At 71.7% G+C, this 4229-nt stretch carries 3 protein-coding genes; all 3 read left to right on the top strand.

All coding sequences use genetic code 11. The annotated features are described in order from the left end of the window. On the top strand, nt 1-1453 hold a 1453-nt coding region (gene gspD / locus AC27VN_RS34440; protein ID WP_490879492.1), incomplete at its 5' end, for a type II secretion system secretin GspD. Further along, nucleotides 1450-2892 (top strand): type II secretion system ATPase GspE, encoded by a 1443-nt coding sequence (gspE, locus tag AC27VN_RS34435; protein ID WP_296787437.1) that lies wholly within the window; start codon nt 1450-1452, stop codon nt 2890-2892. The genes gspD and gspE, both read left to right, overlap by 4 nt. Nucleotides 2893-2903: 11 nt before the next feature. Further along, nucleotides 2904-4103 carry a type II secretion system inner membrane protein GspF gene (gene gspF, locus AC27VN_RS34430; RefSeq protein ID WP_208508309.1) on the top strand — a complete coding sequence of 400 codons (1200 nt, stop codon included), beginning with the start codon at nt 2904-2906 and terminating at the stop codon, nt 4101-4103. Nucleotides 4104-4229: the final 126 nt, after the last annotated feature.

Here is a 4229-nt window from a genome sequence, read left to right as displayed (position 1 = left end):
CAGCACGGGCACGGCCTTCTCGGCCAACGGCGTGACGGTGCAGGCCGATGCGACCACCAACACGCTGATCATCGCGGCGCCCGAGCCCATGTACCGCAGCGTGCGGCGCGTGATCGACCTGCTCGATCAGCGGCGCGCGCAGGTGCTGGTCGAAAGCCTGATCGTGGAGGTCACCGAGCAGGACGCGGCGCAGCTGGGCATCCAGTGGATGCGCAACAACGGCCGCTTCATCGGCGGCACCAACCTCGGCGGCGGCGCGGGCCTGAACACCAGCGCCACCAACACCATCGACCTGCTGCCCAAGGGCCTGAACCTCGGCGTGCTCGACGGCACGGTGAAGCTGCCCGGCGTGGGCGAGATCGCCAACCTCAACCTGCTGGCGCGCGCGCTGCAGACCAAGGGCGGCGTCAACATCCTCTCGACGCCGAACATCATGACGCTCGACAACGAGGCGGCCTCGATCATCGTGGGCAAGACCGTGCCCTTCGTCAGCGGCCAGTACATCACGCCGGGCGGCGGTGGCTCGGACAACCCGTTCCAGACCGTGACGCGCGAGGACATCGGGCTGCAGCTCAAGATCCGGCCGCAGATCTCCGAGGGCGGCACGGTCAAGCTCGACATCTACCAGGAGGTCTCGAGCATCGACGACCAGAACTCCGGCATCGCGGGCATCGTGACCAACAAGCGCGCGCTCGACACCAGCGTGCTGCTCGACGACGGCCAGATCATGGTGCTGGGCGGCCTGCTCGAGGATAGCGTCACCAGCACGACCGAGACGGTGCCGGGCCTGGGCACGATCCCGGTGCTCGGCAACCTGTTCCGCTACGACAAGCGGCAGCGCGCGAAGACGAACCTGATGATCTTCCTGCGGCCCTACGTGATCCGCGATGCCAATGCCGGCCGCGGCCTGACCCAGGACCGCTACAACTTCATGCGCACGCAGCAAAGCCGCGTGCAGCCTGGGCGGCACCTCGTGCTGCCCGACATGCCGGCACCGATCCTGCCGCCGCCCGACCTGCCGGTGGCCGGCGCGGCCCCCAAGCTGGACCTGCGGCCCGAGCAGTGGAGCAGCACGCGCGAGCAGGGTCCGCCGCCCACCCGGAGCGAGCGCGAGGTGCACCAGCCGCTCGCGCCGAACGCGCCGCGCGAGCCCGAGATGCGCTCGCAGCTGCCCGCCAACGTCGGCGTGACCGGCGATCCGGCCGTGCTGTACGCCACGCCAGAGAACAACCGCAGCGTGCTGCAGGTGGCGGACCTCGCGCAGGAGCCCGACGCGGTGCGCATCGCCAAGCGCGTGCGCATCAGCGGCCTGCCCGCTTACATCGTGGCCGGCCCGGGCGGCATCGGCTATGCGGTGCGCGTGGACCTGCCGCGCGATGCGCGCGCGGTCGACACCGCGGCGGGCGTGCTGCGCGAACTGGGCTACCGGCCCGAGATCGTGGTGGCGCCATGAATGCCGCGGCACAGCCGACCTTGCCGCACGGCTGGGCGCGTGCGCAGCGCCTCGTGGTGCAGGGCGACAGCGAGGCCATGGCGCTGGTCCTGAGCCCGAGCACGCCGGGCTGGGCGCTGGCCGAGGCGCAGCGCCAGACCGGCCTGCAGGCCTGGCACGAGGTGTCCGAGGCGGAGATGGACCTGTTGCTGTCGACGCGCTATGCCGAGGCCGGCAGCGCCGCCGCCGTGGTCGGCGCGGCCGAGTCCGAGGTCGACCTGGAGCGGCTGATGCAGGACATCCCGGCCGTGACCGACCTGCTCGATGCGCAGGACGACGCGCCCGTCATCCGCATGATCAACGCACTGCTCGCGCAGGCCGCGCGCGACGGCGCCAGCGACGTGCACTTCGAGGCCTTCGAGACCCACTCGGTGGTGCGCTACCGCGTGGACGGCGCGCTGCGCGACGTGGTCTCGCCGCGCAAGGAACTGCATGCCGCGCTGATCTCGCGCATCAAGATCATGTCGCAGCTCGACATCGCCGAGAAGCGCGTGCCGCAGGACGGCCGCATCACGCTGCGCGTGGGCGGGCGGCCGATCGACGTGCGCGTGTCGACCGTGCCGACCGTGCATGGCGAACGCGCCGTGTTGCGCCTGCTCGAGAAGGACGCGGGCCGGCTGCAGCTCGAGCGGCTGGGCCTGGCGGGCGACACGCTGGAAGCGCTGACGCGGCTGATCCGCCAGCCGCACGGCATCGTGCTCGTGACCGGGCCGACCGGCAGCGGCAAGACGACCACGCTCTATGCCGCGCTGGGCCAGCTCGACAAGAGCGTGAGCAACATCCTCTCGGTGGAGGACCCGGTCGAGTACGACCTGCCGGGCGTCAACCAGATCCCGGTGCACGCCAAGATCGGCATGAGCTTCGGCGCCGCGCTGCGGGCCGCGCTGCGCCAGGACCCCGACAACATCATGATCGGGGAGATCCGCGACCTGGAGACCGCGCAGATCGCGGTGCAGTCCTCGCTCACGGGCCACGGCGTGCTCGCCTCGCTGCACACCAACGATTCGATCTCGGCGGTCACGCGGCTGACCGACATGGGCATCGAGCCCTTCCTGCTGTCCTCGTCGCTGCTGGGCGTGCTGGCGCAGCGGCTGGTGCGCTGCCTGTGCGTGCGCTGCAAGCGCGCCGAGACCCAGGCCGACGGCAGCACCCGCTGGGTGCCGGTGGGCTGCGGCCACTGCAACCACACCGGCTTCAAGGGCCGCACCGGCATCCACGAGCTGTTCGTCATCGACGACGAGATCCGCCGCATCATCCACGACGGCGGCAACGAGCACGCCATGCGCGAGGTGGCGCGCCGCCGCGGCATGCGCACCATGCGCGAGGACGGCCAGCGCTGGGTCGCCGCGGGCATCAGCACGCCCGAGGAGATCCTGCGCGTGACGCGCGACGACAGCTAGTGCCGCACCCCATGCCACGCTTTCATTTCGAGGCCGCCAACGCGGGCGGGCAGATCCAGGCCGGCACGATGGAGGCCGAGTCGCAGCGCGCCGTGCGGCTGCAGTTGCGCGAGCGCGGGCTGACCGCGCTGGGCGTGCACGAGGTGGCGGGCGGCGGCGGCTCATGGTTCGGGCCGCGATTGAGCGCCACCGACCTGCTGTGGGCCACGCGCGAACTCGCGAGCCTGCTGGGCGCGCGGCTGCCGCTGGAGTCGGCCCTGATGGCCACCATCGAGCAGGCCGAGCAGAAGGTGGTGGCCGAGGCGCTGAGCGCGGTGTGCAACCACGTGCGCGGCGGCATGCGGCTGGCCGATGCGCTGGGCGAGCGGCCGCGCGACTTTCCCGCGATCTACCGCGCGCTGATCGGTGCCGGCGAGGACTCGGGCGAGCTGGCGCGCGTGATGGAGCGGCTGGCCGACTACCTCGAGGGCCGCGACAACCTGCGCAGCAAGATGCTCACCGCCTTCATCTATCCCGGCGTGGTGGCCTTCGTCTCGGTGTGCATCGTGATCTTCCTGCTCGGCTACGTGGTGCCGCAGGTGGTCAGCGCGTTCTCGCAGGCGCGGCAGGAGCTGCCGCTGCTGACGCGCGTGATGCTGGGCGCGAGCGGCTACGTGCGCGAATGGGGATGGCTCACGGCGCTGGTGCTGGGCGCCGCCTTCGCGCTGTGGCGCTGGTCGCTGCGCGACGACGCGGCGCGGCTTCGCTGGCACGGCTTCCTGCTGCGCGTGCCGATGGTGGGCAAGTACGTGCTGGGCGTGAACACCGCGCGCTTCGCCTCGACCCTGGCGATCCTGATGGACGCGGGCGTGCCCCTGCTGCGCTCGCTCGATGCCGCGCGCGAGACCATGGGCAACGACCGGCTCAAGCAGTGCGCGGCCGACACCGCCGCGCGCGTGCGCGAGGGCGCGCCGCTGGCCTCGGCGCTGCGCGTGCAGAAGGTGTTTCCCTCCAACCTGATCCACCTGGTGGCGAGCGGCGAGAAGACCGGCGCGCTCGCGCCCATGCTCGAGCGCGCGGCCGCCAATCTCTCGCGCGACCTCGAGCGCCGCGCCACGCGGCTGACGGCGTTGCTCGAGCCGCTGATGATCCTCGGCATGGGCGCGGTGGTGATGCTGATCGTGCTCGCGGTGATGCTGCCGATCATGGAGATCAACCAGATGGTGAAGTAGGGCGCGGCAGGCGCTCAGTCCAGCGCGATGACGCGGCGGTAGCGCAGCGCCGGCCCCGTGTCGGCGCGGACGCCCAGCGTGACCTCGAGCCCGGATGCCGCCGTGCGCGCCGGGCCGCTGGTCGGC

It is taken from the genome of Variovorax sp. 20P10.2.4 (assembly GCF_058244205.1).
Note: the sequence above shows the minus strand (reverse complement) of the source record. Positions and strands in the feature narration are given on the sequence as shown.

Excerpts from the sequence above, each read along its gene's own strand:
- gspF (WP_208508309.1), top strand. The coding sequence starts at position 2,904 with ATGCCACGCTTTCATTTCGAGGCCGCCAACGCGGGCGGGCAGATCCAG.
- gspE (WP_296787437.1), top strand. The coding sequence starts at position 1,450 with ATGAATGCCGCGGCACAGCCGACCTTGCCGCACGGCTGGGCGCGTGCG.